Origin of the sequence: Streptomyces sp. NPDC059917 (assembly GCF_042730635.1) — a bacterium.
In the GTDB taxonomy this organism is placed as follows: domain Bacteria; phylum Actinomycetota; class Actinomycetes; order Streptomycetales; family Streptomycetaceae; genus Streptomyces.
This window is the reverse complement of record NZ_JBHWLC010000012.1, coordinates 113,062-137,143: the sequence shown is the minus strand read 5'-3', so window position 1 is coordinate 137,143 and position 24,082 is coordinate 113,062. Positions and strand designations below refer to the sequence as shown.

General features: G+C 72.7%; 12 protein-coding genes. 9 read left to right on the top strand and 3 right to left on the bottom strand.

Features of this window, described 5'->3' with window-relative positions; all coding sequences use genetic code 11:
• Positions 1-129 precede the first annotated feature (129 nt).
• Positions 130-11,034, bottom strand: coding sequence for a type I polyketide synthase (locus tag ACFWAR_RS10235; RefSeq protein ID WP_385775123.1), 10,905 nt, complete (start codon positions 11,032-11,034; stop codon positions 130-132).
• Positions 11,035-11,666: 632 nt separating this feature from the next.
• On the opposite strand from ACFWAR_RS10235, the gene ACFWAR_RS10230 reads away from it, so the two are divergent.
• From ACFWAR_RS10230 to ACFWAR_RS10205, 6 genes are all read left to right on the top strand, one after another.
• Positions 11,667-13,172 (top strand): NDP-hexose 2,3-dehydratase family protein, encoded by a 1,506-nt coding sequence (locus ACFWAR_RS10230; protein WP_385775117.1) that lies wholly within the window; start codon positions 11,667-11,669, stop codon positions 13,170-13,172.
• Entirely contained in the window at positions 13,169-14,194 is a 1,026-nt protein-coding gene (locus tag ACFWAR_RS10225) for a Gfo/Idh/MocA family protein (RefSeq protein WP_385775114.1), read from the top strand. Before ACFWAR_RS10230 ends, ACFWAR_RS10225 begins: the two co-directional genes overlap by 4 nt.
• Entirely contained in the window at positions 14,194-14,931 is a 738-nt protein-coding gene (locus ACFWAR_RS10220; RefSeq protein ID WP_385775112.1) for an NAD-dependent epimerase/dehydratase family protein, read from the top strand. Before ACFWAR_RS10225 ends, ACFWAR_RS10220 begins: the two co-directional genes overlap by 1 nt.
• Positions 14,932-15,007: 76 nt before the next feature.
• A complete protein-coding gene (locus ACFWAR_RS10215; protein WP_385775110.1) occupies positions 15,008-16,261 on the top strand; it encodes a glycosyltransferase in 1,254 nt (417 codons plus the stop codon).
• Between the two features lie 52 nt (positions 16,262-16,313).
• Positions 16,314-17,060, top strand: coding sequence for a thioesterase II family protein (locus ACFWAR_RS10210; protein WP_385775108.1), 747 nt, complete (start codon positions 16,314-16,316; stop codon positions 17,058-17,060).
• Positions 17,061-17,237: 177 nt separating this feature from the next.
• On the top strand, positions 17,238-18,125 hold the full coding sequence (locus ACFWAR_RS10205) for a DUF4436 family protein (protein WP_385775106.1): 888 nt from the start codon (positions 17,238-17,240) through the stop codon (positions 18,123-18,125).
• On the opposite strand, the gene ACFWAR_RS10200 is transcribed toward ACFWAR_RS10205, so the two are convergent.
• Together ACFWAR_RS10200 and ACFWAR_RS10195 are read right to left on the bottom strand one after the other, a co-directional pair.
• Positions 18,122-18,649: a hypothetical protein gene (locus ACFWAR_RS10200; protein ID WP_385775104.1), complete on the bottom strand. Its 528-nt coding sequence runs from the start codon at positions 18,647-18,649 to the stop codon at positions 18,122-18,124. The genes ACFWAR_RS10205 and ACFWAR_RS10200 overlap by 4 nt on opposite strands.
• Positions 18,646-18,951 (bottom strand): hypothetical protein, encoded by a 306-nt coding sequence (locus ACFWAR_RS10195; protein ID WP_385775102.1) that lies wholly within the window; start codon positions 18,949-18,951, stop codon positions 18,646-18,648. Before ACFWAR_RS10195 ends, ACFWAR_RS10200 begins: the two co-directional genes overlap by 4 nt.
• Before the next feature lie 279 nt (positions 18,952-19,230).
• Between ACFWAR_RS10195 and ACFWAR_RS10190 the strand changes: the two genes are divergently transcribed.
• Genes ACFWAR_RS10190 through ACFWAR_RS10180 form a run of 3 tightly spaced genes read left to right on the top strand, consistent with a single transcriptional unit; the run spans position 19,231 to position 24,076 of the window.
• A complete protein-coding gene (locus ACFWAR_RS10190) occupies positions 19,231-22,785 on the top strand; it encodes a CHAT domain-containing protein (protein ID WP_385775100.1) in 3,555 nt (1,184 codons plus the stop codon).
• Positions 22,782-23,420: a hypothetical protein gene (locus tag ACFWAR_RS10185; RefSeq protein ID WP_385775098.1), complete on the top strand. Its 639-nt coding sequence runs from the start codon at positions 22,782-22,784 to the stop codon at positions 23,418-23,420. The genes ACFWAR_RS10190 and ACFWAR_RS10185 overlap by 4 nt, the downstream gene beginning before the upstream one ends.
• Positions 23,417-24,076 (top strand): RES family NAD+ phosphorylase, encoded by a 660-nt coding sequence (locus tag ACFWAR_RS10180; protein ID WP_385775096.1) that lies wholly within the window; start codon positions 23,417-23,419, stop codon positions 24,074-24,076. Before ACFWAR_RS10185 ends, ACFWAR_RS10180 begins: the two co-directional genes overlap by 4 nt.
• The last annotated feature ends 6 nt before the right edge of the window (positions 24,077-24,082 follow it).

The window sequence follows — 24,082 nt, the reverse complement described above, 5'->3', positions numbered from 1 at the left end:
GTGACCCGGGTCAGGTAGTAACGGAGCTTCTTGGCGTCGTCCATGCTTGCGTGCCCCCGAAAGTGAGACGGAAGTGTGCGTGCGCCCCGCGGGAAGGCGCGTGTCAGAACCGCGGCGTCGATCAGGGGCTCAGGAGATCCCGAACTCTTTGCCGATGTAGTCGAAGAGGTCGTCGTTGCTCGCGGATTCGAGGTCCTCGGCGTCGATGACGTCCTCACCGTCCCCACCTGGTCCGGTCACGGTCCGCAGCAACTGCCTCAGCCGTCCCGCCAGTTCGACTCTGGAGGGATCTCCGTCGGGCAGTTGCCCCAGGAGCGCCTCGAACTGGTCGAGTTCGGCCGCGCCGGGAACCGGCGCGTCCGTGCCGCCTTCGGCTGCACCCTCGTCGCCGAACAGTGCGTCACCGAGGTAGCGCACGAGTTCGTGCACGGTCGGGCAGTCGAAGACGATCGTGGCGGGCAGCCGCAGACCGGTCGCCGCGTTGAGCCGGTTGCGCAGTTCCACGGCGGTGACCGAGTCCAGGCCGAGTTCCAGGAACCGGCGCCGCAGTTCCACCGTCTCCGCGGAGTCGTGGCCCAGTACGGCTGCCACGTGCCTGCGGACCATCGTGCGCAACTGCCGTTCGCGCTCGGCCGGTGCGAGGTCCGCCAGCCGCTCGGCCAGCGTGAGGGCGGCGGCCCCGTCGGTGGTTTCGTCCCGCGTGAGTACGGCGCGGGCCTCCGGCAGTTCGTCGAGCAGACGGCTGGCCCTGGCCGCGGTGTAGGCGTACGCGAACCTCTCCCAGTCGATGTCCGCGATCACGAGGCTGGTGTCGCCGTGGGCGAGCGCCGTCTCCAGTGCGACCGTGGCGCGCTCCGGCTGGAGCAGCGGCACGCCGTGCCGGATGCTGGTGTCGCCGACCACGTCCCGGCCCGCCATGCCGCCCTTGGCCCAGGAACCCCAGGCCACGGAGGTGGCCACGAGTCCCTGCGCACGGCGGTACTGGGCGAGTGCGTCCAGGTAGGCGTTGCCCGGCGCGTAGTTGCCCTGGCCGGCCATGCCGACCGTGCCCGCCAGCGACGAGAACAGCACGAAGGCGGAGAGATCCAGGTCCGCCGTCATCCGGTGCAGTTGGTGCGCACCGGCCGCCTTGACCCGCAGCACTCGGTCGAGCTGTTCGGGCGTCAGCGTGGTGAGCGCCCCGTCGTCCAGTACTGCCGCGGTGTGCACCACGGCGGTCAGCGGGCAGTCGTCGGGCACCGAGTCCAGCAGGCGGCGCAAGGCCTCCGGGTCCGCCACGTCGCAGGCGACCGTGGTGACGCGGGCTCCGGTGGCGGCCAGTTCGGCTTCGAGGTCGGTGGCGCCGGGGGCCGTCCCGCCCCGCCTGCTGACGAGCAGCAGGTGCTCGGCGCCCTGAGCGGCCAGTCGCCTGGCGACCTCGCCGCCGAGTGCGCCGGTGCCGCCCGTGATCAGGACCGTGCCCTTGCCCGGCGTCCAGCCGTCGCCCGGCTCGCCGCTGAGCGGCGCGCGGACGAGCCGGCGGCCGTAGGTCGCGGTCGAGCGGACCGCCACCTGGTCCTCGTCGGCCTCGGCCGCGAGCACGTCGCAGAGCCGCGCGAGGGCGCGTTCGTCCGGCTCCCGGGGGAGGTCGACCAGACCGCCCCAGCGGGTCGGCAGTTCCTGGGCCGCCACCCTGCCGAGACCCCAGACCAGCGCCTGTGCCGGGCTGGTGAGCGGGTCCCGCTCGCCGATGGACACCGCGCCCTGGGTGACGCACCACAGTACGGCGTCCGAGTCGGCGGCCTCCAACTGCTGGAGCAGCGCGAGGTTCTGGGCGAATCCGGCCGGAGTGGCGGGCGCGTCCGCGAGCGGGCTCTCGTCCTGCGCGAGCAGCGACAGCACACCGGCCGCCGCGGAATGCGCGGCCAGCGCCTCGGCCCACGACTGCTCGTCCTGCCCGGTGTCCCCGGCGCCGCGTACGAGCAGCGGCTCGACCACGGCCCCCTGCGTGCGCAGGGCCCCGGCCACCGCCTCGTACAGCGCGCCGTCGAGCTGGTCCGGGGTGACGGCGATCAGCCAGGTGTCGGACAGTGCGGCCTTGGGTCCGGAGGGCAGCGACTTCCACTGCGCCCGGTAGCGCCACGACTCCATGCCGACCGCTTCCGCGTGCCGCTTGTGCCAGGCGGAGAGCGCGGGCAGTACGGACGTCAGACCGGTCTGCGCCTCGTTCAGCCGCAGGGTCTTCGCGAATCCCTCCAGGTCCTCGCGCTCCACCACCTCCCAGAAGGCGGCGTGCGGATCCGCGCCCACCGCGGGGCGGACCGGCGCGGTGTCGAACCAGTAGTGCTTAGTCTGGAAGGCGTAGGTCGGCAGCGCGACCCGGCGGGCCCCGGTACCGGCGAACACCGCCTGCCAGTCCGGCGCTCCACCCTGTGCCCACAGCTGGGCCAGGGACGTCAGCCACCGCTCCTGCCCACCCTGGTCGCGGCGCAGGGTGCCGCCCGCGAACACCTCGACGCCCACCGCCTCGCCGGTCTCCTCGACCGGAGACGTCAGCACCGGATGCGCACTGACCTCGACGAACGTGGTGTGACCTGCGGCGATCAGCTCCCGCACCGTGTCGAGGAACCGCACCGGCTGCCGCAGATTACGGAACCAGTACTCCGCGTCGGCCACACCCTCCGCAAGGAGGTCACCTGTCACGGTCGAATACATCGGTACGTCGCCCGCGCGCGCCACGACCGGAGCAGCCAGCTCCAGCAACGCCTCGCGCAACTGCTCCACCTGCGGGGTGTGCGACCCGTAGTCCACCGGGATGCGACGGGCCCGTACGCCGTCACGCTCACACGCGACCATCAGCTCGTCCAGCGCTTCGGCCTCACCGGCGACCACCGTGGACCGCGGACCGTTGACCGTCGCCACGCTCACGCGACCGGACCACGGCGCGATCAGCTCCAGCGCGGCGTCCTCCGCCAACGGCAGCGACACCATGCCACCACGACCCGCCAACTCCCGGCCGATCAGCTGGCTCCGCAACGCCACGATCCGCGCCGCATCCTCCAGCGAGAGGACGCCGGCGACCGCGGCAGCCGCCAACTCGCCCTGGGAGTGGCCCACCACGGCGGCGGGCTCGACACCGTGCGCACGCCAGAGCGCCGCGAGCGAGACCATGACCGCCCACAGCATCGGCTGGACCACGTCCACCCGGTCGTAGGACGGAGCGCCCTCGCGCTCGCGCAGCACGTCCTGCGGCACCCAGTCGACGTACGCCGTCAACGCAGCCGCACACTCACCGAACCGCTCCGCGAACACCGGCGAGGAGTCCAGCAGCCCGACCGCCATACCGGCCCACTGCGCACCCTGACCCGGGAAGACGAACACCACGTCCGACGCACCCTCGCGCCGCACCCCCGACACCACACCCTCACCAGGCTCACCCGCCGCAACCGCCTCCAGAGCGGCCAACAACCCCTCACGATCCGAGCCCAGCACCACCGCACGGTGCTCAAGACCCGACCGCGTCGACACCAACGAATGGCCGACATCCACGAGCGAGACATCGGACGACGACACGAACTCCCGCAACCGCACCGCCTGCCCGCGCAACCCCGCAGCCGACTTCGCCGAAAGCGCCCACGGCAGCACACCCCCAGCGGGCTCCGCCACCGGGACCTGCTCCTGCTCGACCTCCGGGGCCTGCTCCACGATCACGTGCGCGTTCGTACCGCTCACACCGAACGAGGACACGCCCGCACGGCGTACCCGACCCGTCTGCGGCCACGCACGACCCTCGGTCACCAGCTCCACCGCACCCGCCGACCAGTCCACCTTCGGCGTCGGCTCATCCACGTGCAGGGTCCCCGGCACCACGCCGTGCCGCATCGCCTCCACCATCTTGATCACACCGGCGATGCCCGCGACGGCGGAGGTGTGGCCGATGTTCGACTTGAGCGAGCCGAGCAGCAGCGGCCGGTCCTCGGGCCGGTCCTGCCCGTACGTCGCCAGCAGCGCCTGCGCCTCGATCGGGTCGCCCAAAGTGGTGCCGGTGCCGTGGGCCTCGACGACGTCGACGTCCGACGCTTCGAGCCGCGCGTTGGCCAGCGCCTGACGGATGACCCGCTGCTGCGACGGCCCGTTCGGCGCGGTCAGGCCGTTGGACGCGCCGTCCTGGTTGACGGCCGTGCCGCGGATCACGGCCAGCACCTGGTGGCCGTTGCGCTGCGCCCGGGCCAACGGCTCCAGGAGCAGCACCCCGACGCCCTCGCCCCAGGCCGTGCCGTCCGCCGCGGCGGCGAAGGGCTTGCACAGGCCGTCGGGGGCGAGTCCGCGCTGTTGGCTGAACTCGGTGAAGACGCCCGGGGTCGACATCACCGTCACTCCGCCGGCCAGCGCCATCGAGCACTCGCCCTGGCGCAGCGCCTGCACCGCCAGGTGCAGGGCGACCAGCGAAGAGGAGCACGCGGTGTCCACCGTCATGGCGGGGCCCGTGAGCCCGAAGCTGTAGGAGATGCGTCCCGAGGCCACGCTGCCCGCGGCTCCGGTGAACAGGTAGCCGCCGGATTCCTGGGCGTTGGTGGCGTCGGCGCCGTAGCCGTGCGGGACGGCGCCGACGAAGACACCGGTCCTGGTGCCGCGCAGCGTCTCCGGGTCGATGCCCGCACGCTCGACGGCCTCCCAGGAGGTCTCCAGGAGGAGCCGCTGCTGCGGGTCCATGGCGAGCGCCTCGCGGGGCGAGATCCCGAAGAAGCCCGCGTCGAACTGCCCGGCGTCGTGCAGGAATCCGCCCTGGTCGACGTAGCTGGTGCCCGACCGCGAGGACTCCGGGTCGTACAGCGCGTCGAGGTCCCAGCCGCGGTCCTGCGGCAGGCCGGAGATGACGTCCTGCTCGTCGAGCAGCAGTCGCCACAGGTCGTCGGGCGACCGTATGTCGCCGGGGAACCGGCAGCTGGTGGCCACGATGGCGATGGGTTCGTCAGCGGACGCGTCGGATGCCGTGCGGGAGCGCAGGGCGGCGCTCTCCGCGTCGTCGCCGTCCGAATCCTCGGCGCCGACGATGCGGTCGCGCAGGTGCTCCGCGAGCCGCAGCGGCGTCGGGTAGTCGAACACGGCCGTCTGCGCGAGGGGCTGCCCGGTCGCGATGCCCAGCCGGTTGCGCAGGTCCACGGCGGTCAGCGAGTCGAATCCCGCCTCGCGGAACGCCCGGCCCACCTCGACCTCGTGCGCCGAGGCCCAGCCGAGTACGGCCGCTGCCTGGGTGCACACCTCGTCCAGCACGATGCGCAGGCGCCGGCCGGCCGTGGGCGCGTCGAGCACCTTCTGCCGGAATCCGTCGACGGGTTCGGCGACCGGGGCGGAAGGCAGCTCCACCTGGACGGGGGAACCGGCGGCCGAGGGCGCGAGCCAGTAGCGGTCGCGCTGGAAGGCATAGGTGGGCAGCTCGACGGGCTCGGTGCCTTCGTCGACCGGGGCGTAGACCGCCGACCAGTCGGGCGTACCGCCGCGCACCCACAGCTCGCCGAGCGAGGCCAGGAAGCGACGACTGCCACCCTGGTCGCGGCGCAGGGTGCCGCCCGCGAACACCTCGACGCCCACCGCCTCACCGGTCTCCTCGACCGGGGACGTCAGCACCGGATGCGCACTGACCTCCACGAACGTCGTGTGACCCGCGGCGATCAGCTCCCGCACCGTGTCGAGGAACCGCACCGGCTGCCGCAGATTACGGAACCAGTACTCCGCGTCGGCCTGACCCTCCCCAAGGAGGTCACCGGTCACGGTCGAGTACATCGGTACGTCGCCCGCGCGCGCCACGACCGGAGCAGCCAGCTCCAGCAAGGCCGCGCGCAGCTGCTCGACCTGCGGGGTGTGCGACCCGTAGTCCACCGGGATGCGGCGGGCCCGTACGCCGTCGCGCTCGCACGCGACCATCAGCTCGTCCAGTGCTTCGGCTTCACCGGCGACGACCGTGGACCGCGGACCGTTGATCGTGGCGACGCTGATCCGACCCGCCCAGGGCTCGATCAGCTCTATCGCAGCTGCCTCGTCGACCGGCACGGACACCATGCCGCCCTGACCCGCCAGCTCCCGGCCGATCAGCTGGCTGCGCAGCGCGACGATCCGCGCCGCGTCCTCGACCGACAGCACTCCCGCCACCGCAGCGGCCGCCAACTCGCCCTGCGAATGGCCGACAACGGCGGCGGGCCTGACACCCGACGAGCGCCACACCGCGGCGAGCGAGACCATGACCGCCCACAGCATCGGCTGGACCACGTCCACCCGATCCAGCGACGGAGCGCCCTCGCGCTCGCGCAGGACATCGACCGGCGCCCAATCGACGTACGCCGTCAACGCAGCCGCACACTCACCGAACCGCTCCGCGAACACCGGCGAGGAATCCAGCAGCTCCACCGCCATGCCCGCCCACTGCGCACCCTGACCCGGGAAGACGAAGACCGCGCCGCCCGGCGCGCCGGAGGCCTGGCCGCTGAACACGTGGGCGGCGGATCCGCCCGTCTCCAGTGCCTCCAGTCCGGCCAGGAACGTCTCGCGGTCCTCCGCCACCACGACGGCTCGGTGTTCCATCGCGGACCGGGTGGTGGCCAGGGCGCGCCCCAGCTCCTCGTCCGTCGCCGCGCTGTCGGCGGCGAGCCGCCGCAGCCGTGCGGCCTGTGCGCGCAGGCCTGCCGCCGTGCGGCCCGAGACGATCCAGGGCAGCGGGCCGCCGTCGCGCAGCCGCGCCCCGGGCACGGGTGCCGCCGCGGGTGCAGCGGCGTCGGCGGGCGCCTGCTCGACGATGACGTGGGCGTTGGTCCCGCTGATGCCGAACGAGGAGACACCGGCGCGCCGGACCGGGCTGGTCTCGGGCCACGGGGTGCTCTCCGTGGCCAGGCGCACCGCTCCGGTGGACCAGTCCACCTCGGGGGTCGGACCGTCGACGTGGAGCGTGGCCGGTACGAGCCCGTGCCGGATGGCCAGTACCGACTTGATGACGCCCGCGACACCCGCCGCGGCCTGCGTGTGGCCGATGTTCGACTTGAGCGAGCCGAGCAGCAGCGGGCGGTCCTCGGGCCGGTCCTGGCCGTACGTCGCCAGCAGGGCTTCCGCCTCGATGGGGTCGCCCAGTGCCGTGCCGGTGCCGTGGGCCTCCAGCATGTCCACGTCGGCGGAGCCGATCCCGGCTTCGGCCCAGGCGTCCCTGATCACCTGCTGCTGGGAGAGCCCGTTGGGCGCGGTGAGGCCGTTGGACGCGCCGTCCTGGTTGATCGCGGAGCCGCGTACGACCGCGAGCACCCGGTGGCCGTTGCGGCGTGCGTCGGAGAGCCGCTCGACCAGCAGCATCCCGACGCCTTCCGAGAAGCCGGTCCCGTCGGCGGCTCCGGCGAAGGCCTTGCAGCGGCCGTCGAGCGCCAGCCCCTGCTGGCTGGTCATTTCGGTGAAGATGCCCGGTGTCGACAGCACGGTGGCGCCGCCGGCGAGGGCCAGCGAGCACTCGCCGCGCCGCAGGGACGCCACGGCCAGGTGGAGCGCGACCAGTGAGGACGAGCAGGCCGTGTCGACGGTGAGCGCGGGCCCGGTCAGTCCGAGCACGTAGGCGATGCGGCCGGAGGCGACGCTGGTCGTCTTGCCGGTGAGCATCAGACCGTCGAGCGTCTCCGGGGCCTCGTGCAGCCGGGGTCCGTACTCCTGGTCCATCGCGCCGACGAACACGCCGGTCCTGCTGCCGCGCAGCAGCTCCGGATCGATCCCGGCGCGTTCGAGCAGCTCCCACGAGGTCTCGAGGAGCAGCCGCTGCTGCGGGTCCATGGCGAGCGCTTCGCGCGGGGATATCCCGAAGAAGCGGGGGTCGAAGTCCGTGGCGCCGTCGACGAAGCCGCCGACTCCGGTGGTGACGCGGCCCCGGCCGTCCGGGCTCAGCAGCCGTTCCAGGTCCCAGCCGCGGTCGTCGGGGTAGTCCGAGATCGCGTCCCGGCCCGCGGAGACGAGCCGCCACAGGTCCTCGGGAGAATCCACCCCGCCGGGAAAGCGGCAGCTCATGGCGACGATGGCGATGGGGTCTTCCGCGCCGTCGACCGCGGGGTGGCGGTCGGGCTCGCGCACGGTGACGGCCGCAGACGGCCGCTCTGCGGCGCTGTCGCGCAGGGATTCCAGGTGTTCTGCCAGCCGGGCCGGGGTGGGGTGCGAGAAGAGGGCGGCCGTGGTCAGCCGCCGGCCCAGCACGGTGTTCAGGCGACTGCGCAGGTCACCGAGCATGATGGAGTCGAAGCCGAGGTCCTTGAACGAGCGCCGTACGTCGACCTCCTCCGCGGAGCCGTGCCCGAGCACGGCCGCCGTGTGGGCCCGCACCGCGTGCGGGACGTCCGGCGACCCGTCGTGTGCACCGGCTGCCGGGACTGCCGTCGGCACGGCGACCGGGGCCTCGGGGTCAGCGACCGCGCTGTCCAGCCAGTAGTGCTTGGTCTGGAAGGCGTAGGTCGGCAGCGCGACTCGGCGGGCATCGCTTCCCGCGAAGACCGCCTGCCAGTCGGGCGTACCGCCGCGCACCCACAGCTCGCCGAGCGAGGCCAGGAAGCGACCGCTGCCACCCTGGTCGCGGCGCAGGGTGCCGCCCGCGAACACTTCGATGCCCACCGCCTCGCCGGTCTCCTCGACCGGAGACGTCAGCACCGGATGCGCACTGACCTCCACGAACGTGGTGTGACCCGCGGCGATCAGCTCCCGCACCGTGTCGAGGAACCGCACCGGCTGCCGCAGATTACGGAACCAGTACTCCGCATCAGCCACACCCTCCCCAAGGAGGTCACCGGTCACGGTCGAGTACATCGGTACGTCACCCGCGCGCGCCACGACCGGAGCAGCCAGCTCCAGCAACGCCTCGCGCAACTGCTCTACCTGCGGAGTGTGCGACCCGTAGTCCACCGGAATGCGGCGAGCCCGTACGCCGTCGCGCTCGCACGCGACCATCAGCTCGTCCAGCGCTTCGGCCTCACCGGCGACGACCGTGGACCGCGGACCATTGACCGTCGCCACACTCACGCGACCGGACCACGGCGCGATCAGCTCCTCCGCGGCGGCCTCGTCGACCGGCACGGACACCATGCCGCCCTGGCCCGCCAGCTCACGCCCGATCAGCTGACTGCGCAACGCGATGATCCGCGCACCGTCCTCAAGGGACAGCACCCCCGCCACCACAGCAGCCGCCAACTCGCCCTGCGAGTGGCCCACCACGGCGGCGGGCTCCACCCCATGAGCACGCCAGACCGCCGCGAGCGAGACCATGACCGCCCACAACATCGGCTGGACCACGTCCACCCGATCCAACGACGGAGCACCCTCGCGCTCGCGCAGGACATCGACCGGCGCCCAGTCGATGTGCGGGGCGAGGGCCGCCGCACATTCCTCGAAACGCTCCGCGAACACCGGCGAGGAATCCAGCAGCCCGACCGCCATACCGGCCCACTGCGCACCCTGACCCGGGAAGACGAACACCACGTCCGACGCACCCTCGCGCCGCACCCCCGACACCACACCCTCAGCAGGCTCACCCGCCGCAACCGCCTCCAGAGCGGCCAACAACCCCTCACGATCCGACCCCAGCACCACCGCACGGTGCTCAAGACCCGACCGCGTCGACACCAACGAATGACCCACATCCACGAGCGAGACATCGGACGACGACACGAACTCCCGCAACCGCACCGCCTGCCCGCGCAACCCCGCGGCCGACTTCGCCGAAAGCGCCCACGGCACCGCGCCGCCTCCGGCCACCACGCCGACCGGTCCCGACTTCGCCGCCGGGGCCGGATCCGCCACGGGAGCCTGCTCCACGACGACGTGCGCGTTCGTGCCGCCGAGGCCGAACGACGACACACCGGCCACCAGCGGTACGTCCGGACGCGGCCAGGGCGAGCGCTCGGTCTGGACCTGGAGGTGCCAGTCGTCCAGTGGGATGGCCGGGTTGGGCGATTCGAAGTTGAGGCTGGCGGGGAGCTCCGCCGCTTCCAGGGAGAGCAGGACCTTGAGCAGGCCGACGATGCCCGCGGCGCCTTCCAGGTGCCCGACGTTCGTCTTGGCCGAGCCGACGCGCAGGGGTGCGTCCGCCGGGCGGGCGGAGCCGATGACGGTGGCGAGCGCCGCGGCCTCGATGGGGTCGCCGACGGCCGTGCCGGTCCCGTGGAGTTCTACGTACTGGATGTCCTCGGGGCGTACGCCCGCCGCGGTGTGCGCGCGGCGGAGCACGTCCTCCTGGGCCTGCCGGCTGGGGGTGGTGAGGCTGTCGCCGCCGCCGTTGTTGACGGCGCTGCCGCGCAGTACGCCGTGGATGTGGTCGCCGTCCCGCAGCGCGTGGGCCAGGGGCTTGAGGAGGACGAAGCCGCCGCCCTCGCCCCGTACGTAGCCGTTGGCGCGGGCGTCGAAGGTGTAGCAGCGACCGTCGGGGGAGAGCCCGCCGAACCGGGAGACGCTCAGGGTGCCGTCGAAGCTGAGGTTGAGGTTCACGCCGCCGGCGAGGGCGATCTCGCACTCCCCCGCGCGCAGGCTCTGGCATGCCATGTGGACGGCGACGAGGGAGGACGACTGGCCCGAGTCGACGGTGAGGCTGGGGCCGTTCACGCCGAGGAGGTAGGAGAGCCGGTTGGCGATCATGCTGCGCTGCAGACCGGCGAGGGTGTGGTGCGAGACCGCTTGCGAACTGCGCTGGCGGGTGAGGGTCGCGTAGTCGTCGTTCATCGCGCCGACGAAGACGCCGGCGCGCAGGGCGGCGATGCGCTCGGGGGTGATGCCGCCGTTCTCCAGCAGTTCCCAGCCGAGTTCGAGCGCGAGGCGCTGCTGGGGGTCCATGGCCGCCGCCTCGCGCGGCGAGATGCCGAAGAAGTCGGCGTCGAACTGATCGACGCGGTCGAGGAATCCGCCTCGTTCGGAGGTTAACTCCGCGTCTTCGGTGGAGCGTTGTTGCCACCGCCCCGCGGGGAGTGGGGTGATCGCGTCGACACCCTCGCGCAGGAGTTCCCATAATCGCACGGAGGATTCGGCCCGCGGGAGACGGCAGGAGAGTCCGATCACAGCAATGCGATCGATATCGCCATCGTCGTCGTGGCGCACCGAACGAGCACTCCTGGCCAATGTGAACCCCCGCTAATCTTCGAATGTTCGCCGAAGCCGGACCGAAGATTCTCCGGGCCGGCTCCCAATCCCCACTCGCAAATATACAACTGGCGATCGGTGTCGGTTTCGCAATGCACTACACCTATAGAGCAGTTGATAAGCGCAAGATCGACTCTGTCACATAGCGCCAGACCGAGGCAATGTGACGTGGATCACCTTGCATCATGCATCTAGCCTTCCGAGTAAGGTACTTGTACGCGCGAGTACGGCCGCGTGGATCTGGAAACCCGCGATCGATCCGCGAATCCCTAACCCGTGGCGCGACCTGGAAAGTTTGACAGCCGAGCACCGGAGACGTAGGACTAGCAGGGTTCGATGGCGCATGCCCAGCCAGACTCCGGGTGACAGCAGGAGTTGACAGCACCTGCCCTACAGGGCCTGTTTCCGGACAGTTTTCCGGACATTGCCTGAAGGAGCGCGCCGCGGCAGCCGCCCTCGTCGGATGCCTGCTTCCACTTTTCGCACGCTGGTAACAATCCGCGGTGACAATCCGCGCCAGGGAACAGCCGGGGAACAAGGAGCGACTACTGATGACGCACGCCCTGCCGGGCAGCGCCGACGTCTTAACCGGGCCCGAGACCGGCTTAGCGGCCGGGTTGGCCCGTTCCATGCGGGAGGCCGAATGGGCCGCGTCCAGCCTGCGGGACTTTCACGCATGGTTCGCCGCGTACCTCGAAACGGAGAGTTCACAGATACGTCGCATCCCCTTCAGCGAGCTGAGGGGCTGGCGTTTCGAGGAGCCACACGGGAACCTCGTCCACGAGAGCGGCAAGTTCTTTTCGATCGAGGGCCTACGGGTACGGAACGCCCCCGGGGCGGTGCCCGATTGGGACCAGCCGATCATCCATCAGCCCGAAGTCGGCGTACTCGGCATCCTGGTCAAGCAATTCGACGGCATACCGCATTGCCTGATGCAGGCGAAGATGGAGCCGGGCAACCACAACAAGGTACAGTTATCGCCCACGGTGCAGGCGACCCGGAGCAACTACACCCGCGTGCACGGCGGCCGTCCGGTGCCCTATCTCGATTTCTTCCGGAACGCCGCCCGGCACCAAGTACTGGCCGATGTGCTCCAGTCGGAGCAGGGTTCCTGGTTCTACCGGAAACGAAATCGAAACATCATCGTCGAAACAAGCGACGACGTGGAATTACTGGACGGCTTCTACTGGCTGTCCGTCGGGCAACTGCACGCCCTGCTGTCAGAGCACGACCTGGTGAACATGGACTCGCGCACGGTCATGGCCTGTTTCCCGTTCACCTCTCCTTCACCTTCCGGCCCGCGGGCCTTTGACGGCGCACCAGCTGTTCCCTGGCCGGTGGAGGGCCCTCACTTCGGCTCCGCACTGGCCAGATCACTGGACCCCGGATACGGCTCGCTGCATTCCCCCGGCACCATCCGCAACTGGTTCACCGGGGCGCGGGCCGGATTCACGGGCGAGGCCCACCTGGTGGATCTCGCCGACGTCCGCGACTGGCAGCGCTGCGACGACCGCATCTCGCACCACCGCGGCGTGTTCTTCGACGTGATGGCCGTGGACGTGCGGACCGGCAGCCGCGAGGTCTCCAGCTGGACGCAGCCGATGCTCGAGGCACGCGGCCAGGGCGTCGCGGCCTTCCTCGTCCAGCGGATCGACGGCGTCCTGCACGTCCTGGCCCGGATCGGCGCCGAACCCGGCTTCATGGACGCGATCGAACTGGCGCCCACCGTGCAGTGCACTCCGGAGAACTACGCCGTCCTTCCGGCCGAGGCCGCTCCCCCGTTCCTGGACGAGGTGCTGCACGCCCCCGCCGACGCCGTCCGCTTCGACAGCGTGCTGTCCGAGGAGGGCGGCCGGTTCTTCCACACCCGCAGCCGCTATCTGATCGTCGAACTCCCCCCGGAGCGCGTGCTGGTGGAGCCGGACGACTTCCGGTGGCTGACCGTGCACCAGCTGTCGCACCTCGTGCAGCACAGCAACTACCTGAACATCCAGGCCAGAACCCTGCTCGCATGTCTGCACAGCCTGCTGGGATTCGCCGGAGGAGAATGCACGTGAGTACTTCCCCCTCGCCCGGCCCCCTGCGGGTCGGCGTGCTCGGCGCGTCCTCGATCGCGGCGCGGCGCACCCTGCCCGCGCTGCGCGAGACACCGGACACCACCATCACCGCCATCGCCAGCCGGGAGCGGGCGAAGGCCGAGTCCTTCGCGTCCCTCTTCGACTGCGAGGCCGTGCACGGCTACGCGCGGCTGCTCGAACGGGACGACATCGACGCGGTCTACGTGTCCGTCCCCAACTCCCTGCACGCCGAGTGGGCCGGAGCCGCCCTCGAAGCGGGCAAACACGTCCTGGCCGAGAAGCCCCTGACCACCTGCGCGGCGGACACCGCCGCGCTGACCCGGCTCGCGGGAGAGCGCGGCCTGGTGCTGCGCGAGAACCTCGCCTTCCTCCACCACGGCTTCCACGGGAGCGTGGCCGACCTGGTCGCGAAGGGGCGGATCGGGCGACTGCGGCACGTCGACGCGTCGTTCTGCTTCCCGCCGCTGCCCCCGCAGGACGTCCGCTACCGGCCCGAGCTCGGCGGTGGCGCCCTGCTGGACGTGGGCATCTACCCGGTGCGCCTCGCCCAGTACTTCCTCGGCGACGACCTCACCGTCGCCGGGGCCGTGCTGCGCGAGGACCCGGCGTCGGGCGTCGACGTCTCGGGCAGCGCGGTGCTCGCGTCGGCCACCGGGCAGATCGCCACGCTCAGCTTCGGCTTCCTGCACACCTACGGCTCCCGCTACGTCCTGTGGGGCAGCGACGCGCGGCTCTCCGTGGACCGTGCCTTCACCCCGCCGCCGTCGGCGGCGCCCCTGCTGCGCATCGAGGGGCAGAACCACGCCGAGGAGATCGGCCTGCCCGCCGAGCACCAGTTCGCGCACTCGGTGGCCGCGTTCGCCGCCGCCGTGCGGCGGACCGTCGCCGCAGGAACCGACCGGGACCACGACAGCTGGGCCGCCACCACCGTACGTACCGCAGAACTGCTGGACGCCATAGCGAAGTCGGCGATCCGCGTCACCGCCACGGAGGGCATCTGATGGAGATCGTCGGCAACGGCTTCATCGCCCGCAACCTGGCCGGCGTGGGCGAACGCCATCCGCACGCCACCGTGCTGGCCGCCGGTGTCTCGAGCACCAGCGTCCTCGCGGAGGCCGAGTTCGCCCGCGAGGCCGCTCTGGTGGAAGAGGTCACCCACCGGTGCCGCGCCGACGGCCGCCTCGTGGTGTTCCTGTCCAGCGCGTCCCACGCCCTGTACGACACCGGGGACACCGCGATGGCCGAGGACGTCGAGCTGAGCCCGACCTCGCCGTACGGCAGGCAGAAGCTCCGGTTGGAGCACATCGTCGCCGAATCCGGCGCGCCCTGGCTGATCCTGCGGGTGAGTCACGCGATGGGCCGCTGGCAGCGGCCGCACCAGCTGCTCCCCGCGTTCGTGCAGCAGGTGCGCAGCGGCAGCGTGCGGCTGTACCAGGGAGCGCACCGCGACCTGATCGACGCGGCCGACGTGACCCGGGTCGTCGACGGACTGCTCGCGCAGGACGTGGACAACGAGGTGGTCAACGTCGCCTCCGGCAGGCCGCTGCCCATCGAGGCGGTGATCCACGGCATCGAGAAGCGGCTGGGGCTCTCGGCGCGGCACGAGATCGTCGACGGGCCCGTGTCCCTCACCCGGGTGTCGGTCGAGAAGCTCTGCAAGCTGCTGCCCGAGATGCGGTCGGTGACCGACGCCGACTACCTCGACCGCATGCTCGACCGCTACGTCCCCTACTACTGAGACACCGCGGCACCACAAGAACACCGCAGCAACCGGGCGGCCCCCCTCTCACTCGTCCCTTCAGTACGGAGGACTCATGCAGGTCACACTCCTTGTCACGGGGTCACGGGGTGATGTCCAGCCGTTCATCGCGCTGGGCACCACCCTGATGGCCCGGGGGCACTCGGTCGTTCTCGCCACCCACGGAGACTTCGAGAAGCTGGTGCGGGAGGCCGGTCTGGACTTCGCCGAACTGCCGGGCAGCCCGAAGGACTTCCTGCAGCATCCGGCGCTCACCGAGGCGCTGCAGCAGGGCGCCTCGCTCTTCACGGCGGCCCGCAAGGTGCCGCGCCAGACGCAGGAGCACATCCGGCTGCTCGCCTCCCGCATGGAGGAGGCGTGCAAGGGCGCCGACCTGGTGGTCAACAGCGTCCTGAGCCGGATCCTGTTCCAGGACGACGGCAAGGCCCCCTGGGCCTCGCTGACGTGGTGGCCGCTGAACCCGACGGGGCAGTGGCCGGCGATGATAGCCCCGCAGTCCAAGCTCGGACCGCTCTACAACCGGCTGACGCACCGGATGGCGGGGCTGCTGGACTGGGTCTCCATCCGGGGCTACCGCAAGGAAGCGGACATGCCCGCGCTGCCCTTCGGCGCGCCCTACCGCGAGCTGGGCCGCGACGTACCGCTGCTGTGCCCGGTCACCCGCGAGATGTTCACCGAGCCGTCCGACTGGCCCGCGCTGTCGCGGTTCACCGGGTACTGGTTCTGGGACCGCGAGTGGAGCCCGTCGGCGGAGCTGGTCGACTTCGTGGAGTCGGGGGACGCCCCGGTGTCGCTGTCGTTCGGCAGCATCTGGCCGGTGCACCAGCCGGAGAAGACGCTGGAGAAGGTGCTCGGCGTGGTCCGCTCGCACGGCCGGCGGCTGGTGCTGGTGGGCGGCGGCCCGGACGACGTGCCGGACGACGTGTTCCGTGTCGACGACGTGCACTACCCCTGGCTGTTCCCCCGCTCCGCGGCCGTCATCCACCACGGCGGCTGCAACACCACGGGCGAGGCGCTGCGTTCGGGTGTTCCCCAGGTGGTCGTGCCGACCTTCGCGGACAGCCCGTTCTGGGCGGCCCAGGTCCACCGGATGGGTGTGTCGCCGCAGCCCATTCCGTTCTCGAAGTTCAGCGCCGAGCGCCTCGACGAAGCACTCGGCACGGCGCTGAACGACCAGGCCATGGCACGACGGGCGGCCAGTGTCGGGGAGGCCGTACGCGCCGAGAAGGGCACCGAGGCGGCCGTCGACGTCCTGGAGGACTGGGTGGAGCGGTGGAACGCCCGCCGCAGGACGTCCGGCGTCGCATGACCGGGGCTCAGGCGCGCTCCACAGATCCGATGACCAGGGAGTCTGCACGACCATGACCGAGACGACGGAACGCTCCAACGGTTCCATCCGGCGTTTCCACCCCTCCGAGGCGGGCGTCCGCCTCGTGTGCTTCCCGCACGCGGGCGGCGCCGCCAGCTACTTCTACCAGGTCTCGCGGCAGCTGTCGGCGGTGGCCGACGTGCTGGCGGTCCAGTACCCGGGCCGCCAGGAGCGGCGCAAGGAGCCCTTCGTCCCCGGCGTCACCGAGCTGGCCGACGTACTGGTGGAGGAGCTGCGCGAGTGGGCCGACCGGCCGCTGGCCCTCTTCGGCCACAGCATGGGCGCACTGGTGGCCTACGAGGTCGCCCGCAGGCTGGAGGAGGAGGGCATCAAGCCCGTCGCCCTCTTCGCCTCCGGGCGCGGCGCGCCCTCGCTCTCGCGGGACGACGGCGTGCACCTGCGCAGCGACGAGGGGCTGCTCGACAAGGTGCGGGAGCTGGGCGGCACCACGGGCTCCCTGCTGGAGGACCCGGACGTGGTGGAGATGCTCATCCCCGCCATCCGCAACGACTACCGGGCGGTGGAGACCTACCGGCACACCCCGGGCCCGCCGCTGGCCTGCCCGCTGGTGGTGTTCACCGGCGACGCGGACCCGCAGGTCACCGTGGCGGGGGCGCAGGCCTGGGACGCCTTCTCCACCGGCGACTTCGAGCTGAACGTGTACTCCGGCGGGCACTTCTTCCTCGACGCGCACGCCGCCCGCGTCCTGGGAAGGATCCGCACCCGGCTGGAGGGCTGAGCCCCCGCCGTCCGGTGACCCGTCGCCGCGGACGGACGTCCTGACGAAGCTCCCGGCCCGCGGCGTCGCGGGCCGGGAGCCACCGGCGACGGCCGACATGCGGGGGGACGTAGCACTCGATACCGTCGAGGAGGTGTCCGAACACGTCCGCTCCCCTCCCACCTCGTCGGAGTCGCCATGGCAGCGCCGTCGGACCCGCCCCGCCCACGCCGCTCCGGGACCTCGCTCCGGCCGGTCCTGGTTCCCCTCGCGGTCCTGATGGTGGTGGCCATGGCCGTGGGGTCGTGGCTGCAGTTCTCCGAGCGGCAGGCCGGCGACACGGTGCACACCGTCGGATCCGCGGCCGCCGACCGGGTGGACGTGGAGGCCAACGTCCAGTACGTCAACGCCGCGGCCAGAGAGCTGGTGCTCCGGATCCGGGTCTCCCCGCGCGGGGCCCTCGGCGAGGAGGAGGGGAACGCCCCCGTGGCCGATCTCAGCCTCGAAACCTCCACGGCCACCCTCGGCGACCTGGCGTTCAAGGCACACGAACGGCTCACGACCAGGGACGTGAAGGTCGCGCTCACCGGTGGATCGATCAGCGACTACCCGTTCGACACCTACGACACCGACCTCGGGTTCAGGGCGCTGCTGGGTGGCGAGCAGGTGCCGGTACGGCTGCTGTTCTCCAACAACGACACGCTCTTCTCGATCTCCGCGACGTCCTCGTCCGCCCAACAGGTCGCGGTCATGGATCTGGGGTTGGACCGATCGGCCAGTCTCCTCCTCTTCGCCTGCTTCATGATGGTCGTGATGTGGGCGCTGGCCGCGTCCGTGCTCATCGGGTCCTGGTACCTGGTCACCCGTGACCAGGGCCTGGTCTGGCCCGCCCTCTCCTGGATGGCCGCCACCCTGTTCGCCCTCGCGGCGTTCCGCAACACTGCCCCCGGCAGCCCTCCGATCGGCTGCGTGCTGGACTGGTTCGCCTTCCTGTGGGCCGAGACGGTCATCGCCCTCTGCCTGATCGCCGTGGTCGTCACCGGCGTCCGCACCGCCCTCCGCCCGGACGAGCCGAGCACTGCCTAGCCCTTCGGCCGCGTCGCGCAGGAGCTGCCGGTGCTCGGCGCAGCGGCCTTCTCCGGCCCGTACCAGGTCAGCGCCACGGCGGCCGTCAGCAGGGCGGCGCAGGCCAGGGTCGCCAGCACACCGAGGGTCAGGGCCCGGGCGGCGCGCAGCGCCTCCTCGTGCCCGGCGGTGACCGGCCCGGCGGGCAGCGTCCCCGGGGCCGGTGCGGGCAGTGCGGTGGCGGCCGGACGGCCGTGGGCGGCGCGCAGCAGCAGGACCGCGCCGCCCGTCCCGCACAGCAGGGCGCACAGCAACAGCGCACCGACCACCGCGCCGTAGGGCCCGGCGAGCGCCCCCACGTCCGTGCGCCCCTTCAACAGGCCGAAACCGATCAGTCCGGCCAGCAGCGTGCCCAGTCCGTTGCGCCAGGCCAGCGCCGATTCGCGGACCCTCGACAGTTCTCCGTGCAGCAGTCGGCGCCCCCGGCGGGCGGCCGTCCGGTCGGCCGGGGTCCCGGCCGGTCCGGGCAGGGCCCGCCAGGTCATGGAGCCGTCCGCTCCAGCAGGATGTTCCAGTAGGCACCGCAGCCCTCCTCGTCGGCGGGCCGCCCCGCGTGCGCGGTCTCGCACACGCACAGGACGGGCACCTGCAGGACGTCCGCGGCCCGCCCACCGGCGGGCCGGTGGCGGTAGACGCGGCGGACGTACGAGAAGTCGAACGGGCAGGCACAGCGCGGACAGGCGCCGCTCAGCACGGCGCCGTCCGCGGTGCCCGTCACCCGCAGCCCGGTGGTGTAGGAGGCCGCGTAGGACGCGGCGGTGACTTCGAGGTAGGGGAGCACGGTCAAAGGCGGCCGCCTTCCGGGTCGAGGGACCGGGCGGAGGCCGGACCGGTCCGCGTGGCCCCCGTGCCCCGATGCTGCCACGCGGACGGCCGGAGCGTCCGGCCGTCCCGGGCGCACTCCGGTCGATTGCCGGGCATGTTCCGCGAGCGCGCGCAACTGACCTCCCATGAGCGGAACTTCGGGTGATGATGGTCGGGATCCGCTTGCCTGGGAGGGGTGTTGGGGACACAGGACGCAACTACGGGGCCGCCCGTCGACGAACTCGCCGCGCGTGCACGTGAGTTGATTGAACGCTCCGAGGGTGCCCAGGTCACGCCGGTCGCGGAGGAGCCCGCCTCGGGGCCGTCGGCCGCCGAACGGGACGCGCTCATCGAGGAGATCCGGCTGCTGCTGCCGGATCTGGCCGGCCGACCGCCGGACGGGGCGCTGCTCCCGGTGCTCCTCGCCCGACTGGGCGCGCTGATCGGAGCCCGCTGGACCGAGGGGCGCGGGGAGGCCGACCGTACGGAGGCCATCGCCCTGCTGCGCCAGGCCCGCGCCGGCGCCCTGCTCGACGCGCGGCGGCACACGGACGCGGCACGGGACCTGCTGGTCCTGCTGGCCGGCCGGTTCGGCGCGCGCGCACAGCTGAGCATGGAGGCGGTGCAGGACATCCTGGACGCGTCGGTGCCGGAGCACCTCGACGGCCCCGGCCTCATCGAGGCCCTTCCCGAGATCGAAGGGCTCGCCCACGAGCTGGCCGCGAGCAAGGGCGGCGCGCTGCCTGCGGACATGGCCGCCCTCCTGGCCTTCCAGACGGACCTCCACACGGCGCTCACCGCTCAGGACGGCCCGGGGCTGCAGCGTCTGATGGGCCGGATCGACACCCTGAACCCGGACCTGCTGGGACCGATCGCACCGCTGGTCACCATGTTGGGCCGGATGGTCCCCACGTCCCCGCAGGACCTCCCCGCGGACGGTCTGCGGCCCCCCACTCGCGACGAGCAGCAGGAACTGCGCCCCCTGATGGGGCTGATGGCCGAGATCTCCGATCCGGGCGCGCTCTCGACGGACCAGATCGCCGACCTGATCGGGGCGGCCGCCGGTCCCGCACCGAAGACGGGTCTGGAGGTCTCCGACACCGTGCTCGCGGTGGCGCGCACGCTCCTGGGCGGGCGCACCGGCGACGCCGACCAGTACCAGGAGGCCTTGCGCCTGCTGCGCAAGGCCGCCGACGAGCACCCGCAGGACGAGGACCTCGCCTGGTTCGTGCGGGGCGCGCTGCCCGGGCTGCTCGCCGGATCCGCACTGACCGGCGGGAGCAGGCTGGACTCGGCCGTGGCCGGGCAGCTGCTCGAACAATCGCTCACGCCCGGCGCCGACTCCCTCGTCGCCCAGCGGCCCGCGGGCCGACCGGGGGCCCTGGACATGCTGAACTCGAACCGGCAGCTGCTGCTGATGACGCGGCTGTCGGCGGCCTCCGACGCGGAAGACGTACCGGCCCTGGAGACGCTGATCGACCAGGTGCTCGATCTCCTGGACGAACTCGACTCCCCGGACGGGACCGGGTACGCCGACGGGCCCGGCAGGCCCCCGGGGGCGGCGGACAGGCAGCGGTTCATGCCGCTCTTCCTGCTGGGCTACGCCCACATGGCCCTCGCGCGGACCACGTCCGACGCCGGGGCCCTGCGCAACGCGGCCCACCACCTGGACCAGGCGTACGCGGCCGCGGAGTCCCAGCCCTTCATGCGCCGGCTCATGGACGCCCTGTGGGCGCCCCTGATGGCCCTCACCTCCTTCCTCGACCCGCAACCCGAGCGGGTCGCCGCGGCGGTGGAGCGCGCCCGGGCCTCCCTCCGGGACACCCCCGTCTTCGCCGACCAGCACATCCGCACCCGGATGGGCATCGCGATGGCGCTCACCCTCCAGTACCGGGCCACGCACGAGCCGGGCCTGCTGGACGAGGTGCTCGCCGAGCTGGAGCTGGCCCGCGGCGAGCTGTCCTCGCCCACCGCTCAGGTGGCGTCCGCCCTGTACTGGGACCTGGCCGAGGGCTACGCCACCCGGGCGGGCCGCGACGGCGGCCCCGATCTGGTGCGGGCCGTCTCGGACGCCCGCGACTCGCTGAGCGCGACGGCCGCCGACGTACTGCTGCAACAGGGTGTCCAGCACGGGCTGGAGGTCGCCCGCGGCGGCGCCGCACGCGGGCTCGTCGCCGCCTCCTGGGCCGTTCGCGGCGGCCGCCCGGACGAGGCGGTGCTGTGCCTGGAGGCCGGTCGCGCCCTCGTGCTCGCGGCGGCGGCCGTCTCGGCCACCGTGCCCGAACGCCTCGCCGCGCTCGGGGAGGAGGAACTGGCCCGGCAGTGGCGTGACGCCGGGCCCGGCACGGGCGCCGCGGCGCCGGACGGCGAACCGGCCCGGCTGCTGACGGCGCTGCTCGACGCGCCGTCCCACGGGCCCGAGCTGCCCAGTGCGCTGCGCCGCCGGGCCCTGGAGCTGCTGCGCGGCCGGGACGACGGGCGGGACGGGGCGTCCGAGACCGCCGCGCTGCGGGACGCGGTCGCCCGGTCGGGCTCCGACGCGCTGGTCTACCTGCTGCCCGGCCAGGGGGACGAGGAGGGCTGGGCCCTGGTGCTGGAGCCGGACCGGCCGCCGCGGGCGCTACCGCTGCCGGCCCTGTCCGGGCCGGGCCGCGCCCCGGTCGCCGCCTACCTGGAGGCCACCGCGGCCCGGTTCGTGGCCCGCCGCGGCGCGGAGCGCTGGGAGACGGCCCTGGACGCGGTGTGCGACTGGGCCGGGGCGGGGGTGATGGGGCCGCTGCTGGACGAACTCGGCCTGTGGGAGCGGGGTCTGCGGGAGGCGGGCCTCCTGACCGGTGCGGGGTCCGCGCCGGTCGCCGCACCGGTGCGCCTGGCCCTCGTCGCCTGCGGGAACCTGGGCGCGGTGCCCTGGCAGGCGGCCCGGATCGCCGTCCCGGACCGGTGGCGCGGGGCGGGTGCGCCGGCCACCGTGCGCGCCTGCGAACCGGCCGTGCTGACGTACGCCGCCTCGGGGCGGGAGTTCCAGCGTGCGGTGGGGACCCGCAGGCTCCCGCTCGCCCGGGGGCAGGCCCTGGTCTGCGTGCCCGCGGGTCTCGACATGGCCGAGGACGAGGTGCTGGCGGTGCACGACGCGTACTACCCGCGGGCGGTCCTGTTCGGGGAGTTCGACACCCGCGCCTTCGAGCCGCCGCTGCCCGAGGGCACTCCGGCCGAGGTGCTGGGGCTGCTGGGCGCGCGCGAGCCCGGGGGGAGCCCGGTGGCCGTCGTCCACCTCGTCTGCCACGGTACGGCCGGCGCGGACCCGGGCTCCTCGGTGCTCGAACTGGGCCGTCCCGCGGGCGCCGCTCCGGAGGCCGGTCGGCTGTCCGTGACGCAGCTGCTCGACACCCCGGCCGGTCCGAGCGTCGACGCACGGCCGCTGGTCGTCCTCAGCGCCTGCGAGACCGACCTGAGCACCCGCGACCACGACGAGGCGCTGACCGTCACCACCGCGTTCGTACACGACCTGGCGGCGGACGCCGTGGGCTCGCGCTGGAAGGTCAGCGACGACGCCTCGGCCGTGCTGATGACCGTGTTCCACCACCACGTGGCGGCCGGGCTGGCCCCGCCCGACGCCCTGCGGGCGGCGCAGCGCTGGATGCTGGCCCCGGCCCCGGTCCGGCCCCCCGTACCGGGCCTGACCGCACACCTGCGGCGGACGGCGGCCCGGCCGGAACTGTCCGGCCCGGCCTTCTGGGGCGCCTTCATCCACCAGGGGAACCCGGCCCCCCGCCCGGGCGGGCCGCAGGAGCAAGCGGAAGGAGAACCAGCCGCATGACACCCGACGCCTTCGTCGCCCTGCTCGACGAGCACTGGCCGCGGATCCTCTCGGCGCTCGAACCGGCCGACCGGGAGGAACTGGCCGCCCTCCTGCAGGGCCTGGCCGACGCCGTGGACCCGCAGGCCGTACAGGCCTCGCTGCGCCGCATGCGGCGGCTGCTGCGCGTCCTGCCCGACGAGCACGCCGTGACCGCGGCCCTGCGGGACGGGGTCCGCTTCGTCGGCGCTCCGGCCGCCGCGCGGGTGGACCGCGTACCGGTGCTGGCCCTGCTGGCGACGCTGCGCGGTGCGCCGGATCCGCACCCGGTGCGCACCCGGCTGCTGGCGGCCCCCGCCCTGGCCGCCGGCGAGATCGCGGCCGCGCCCGGCGATCCCGGGCTGATCCGGCTGCGCCACCCGGAACTCGGCGACCGCTACCCGCGGTTCCAGTTCGCGTCGGGCACCACCCGGCCGCTGCCCGTGGTGGGCCTGATCAACCGCCTGCTCATGGCCGACCGGGACCCCTGGGGCGCGGCCGACTGGTGGCTGGGCGAGAACCGCTGGCTGCGCGGGGTACCGGCCGAGCTGCTGGGCTCCGTACCCGACGAGGAACTGACCCGGGCCGCGCGCGAACTGGTGGAGGGCGACGAATGACCCGCCAGATCCCGCCCACCGGAGTGCCGATGGAACCGCTGACGCGCACCCTCCCGGCGGGCACCCGCCTGTGGCGGCTGCACCTGGAGCGCTACGAGGCCGCCGCGTTCAACCCGAAGCTCGCCCACGAGTTCTTCCGCGGCAGCCGGTTCGACGCCACGGAGAAGGACCCGTACCCCTACCTCTACGCCGCCCTGGATCCGGTGACCGCGCTGTCCGAAGTGCTGCTGCGCTCCCTCGAGTTCGACGACGCCTCGGGCGTCCGCCTCGTGCCCTGGGCGCAGGCGTCCCGTTACCGCCTGTCGGTGCTGCGCACGACCACGGAACTGTCCCTGGTCGACCTCACCACCGCCGAGGGCCTGGCCTCGGTCTGGCAGGACACCTGGCTGGTGGACTGCGAGGAGGAGGACTACGCCAAGACCCGCTACTGGGCCCGGCTGATCCGGCAGCACTGCGCACCGGCGGACGGCCTGCTGTGGCAGTCCAAGCGCTGCCGCCCCCGCGCCGCCCTCCAGCTGTTCGGCGACCGCCGCGCGGGCGGCCCGCTCGTCACCGAACCCGACACGGCCCTGCGCCTGGACTCGGCGGACGGCGTGCGCGAGGTGAACGCCCTGCTGGAGCCGCTGCGCGCCCGCATCTCGGTACCGGAGGGCTGAGGCGTG

Excerpts from the sequence above, each read along its gene's own strand:
- ACFWAR_RS10185 (WP_385775098.1), top strand. The coding sequence starts at position 22,782 with ATGACACCCGACGCCTTCGTCGCCCTGCTCGACGAGCACTGGCCGCGG.
- ACFWAR_RS10210 (WP_385775108.1), top strand. The coding sequence starts at position 16,314 with ATGACCGAGACGACGGAACGCTCCAACGGTTCCATCCGGCGTTTCCAC.
- ACFWAR_RS10215 (WP_385775110.1), top strand. The coding sequence starts at position 15,008 with ATGCAGGTCACACTCCTTGTCACGGGGTCACGGGGTGATGTCCAGCCG.
- ACFWAR_RS10230 (WP_385775117.1), top strand. The coding sequence starts at position 11,667 with ATGACGCACGCCCTGCCGGGCAGCGCCGACGTCTTAACCGGGCCCGAG.
- ACFWAR_RS10180 (WP_385775096.1), top strand. The coding sequence starts at position 23,417 with ATGACCCGCCAGATCCCGCCCACCGGAGTGCCGATGGAACCGCTGACG.
- ACFWAR_RS10220 (WP_385775112.1), top strand. The coding sequence starts at position 14,194 with ATGGAGATCGTCGGCAACGGCTTCATCGCCCGCAACCTGGCCGGCGTG.
- ACFWAR_RS10200 (WP_385775104.1), bottom strand. The coding sequence starts at position 18,649 with ATGACCTGGCGGGCCCTGCCCGGACCGGCCGGGACCCCGGCCGACCGG.
- ACFWAR_RS10205 (WP_385775106.1), top strand. The coding sequence starts at position 17,238 with ATGGCAGCGCCGTCGGACCCGCCCCGCCCACGCCGCTCCGGGACCTCG.